Below are 1,080 nucleotides of genomic sequence, written 5' to 3' on the forward strand. Positions count from 1 at the left end.
TCGTGGGGAGTCTAGCGGGCTGTCGGTGGGACAGAGGCGTTCTTCGTGGAGCGTCCCTCTCCCGGGTGCAGTCGCCGTTGGTAGTGGCAGTGGCGGGCGACGGCTTGGTGTCTGCGGCGCCAGCTTGACCAGCTCAACAGGTGCGAGTGAAGGGGCCGACCGGTGCGGTGGTGCGCGGTGAGGCAAGGCGCCAGGAGCCGGCGGACCTCTGCCACGGTGAGCGGGGCCAGCGCGCCGAAATCGTTTCTGCATCCCCTTTTGGCGCCGCGTCGGCCGCCACGACCGCGAGGTAGGCGTGGGCGAGCATGGCCAGGGTGATGTGCCGGTACCAGCCGACGTAGCGCCGGACCTCGTACTGGTCCAGGCCGCACTCGTTCTTCGCGGCCTGGAAACACTCCTCGATCTGCCAACGCATTCCGGCGACCCTGGCCAGCTCTGCCACGGTGGTCTCCGGCGGGGCGTAGGCGAGGAAGTAGGCGATCTCGTCCGGCCTGCTGAGGCTGCGTCGGCCCAGTGCCCACCGCCGGCGGATCGGCGTCTCGCCTTGGTAGTCGAACTCGGCGACCGTGGGCAGTTCCAGTGCCGCCCAGTGGTACATCCTCGGTCCCTTGGCGCCGTCGCCGCAGGAGATCGGCTCCCATGCCTCATGCGGGGCTTGGGCGAAGAGGTGGTCGATGCGCGAGCCGAAAACCTGCTGGGACTTGGGCACCGCGAGCACGTAGCCGAGGCCGGACTGCTCCAGCAGGCGGCGGAAGCGTCCCTCCTGCCCGTAGGCAGCGTCTGCCGTCACCCAGGCCAGGGGGAGGTCGGAGGCCAGGGCACGAAGCACCAGGCGCTTGGCCAGTTCGCCCTTGGTGGCGAAGTCGCGTTCGTCGGGGACCTTGGCGGCCTGGCACCGCTCGCGGTCGCTGGTCCAGGACTTGGGCAAGTACAACTCCCGGTCCACCAGGGCACGGCCGCGGGAAGTGGCATAGGCCGCGAAGACCCCGATCTGGCAGTTCTCGGTGCGGCCGGCAGTGCCCGAATATTGGCGCTGCACGCCGGCTGAAGTGGTGCCCTTCTTGATGAAGCCGGTGTCGT

General features: G+C 69.2%; 1 protein-coding gene. It reads right to left on the bottom strand.

The window, feature by feature from the left end; all coding sequences use genetic code 11:
• Positions 1–133: 133 nt before the first annotated feature.
• Positions 134–1,080: IS701 family transposase (locus tag ACFXAM_RS38860; protein WP_380298658.1), on the bottom strand; the 947-nt coding region annotated here is incomplete at its 5' end.

It is taken from the genome of Kitasatospora sp. NPDC059462, from assembly GCF_042749955.1.
GTDB lineage: Bacteria > Actinomycetota > Actinomycetes > Streptomycetales > Streptomycetaceae > Kitasatospora.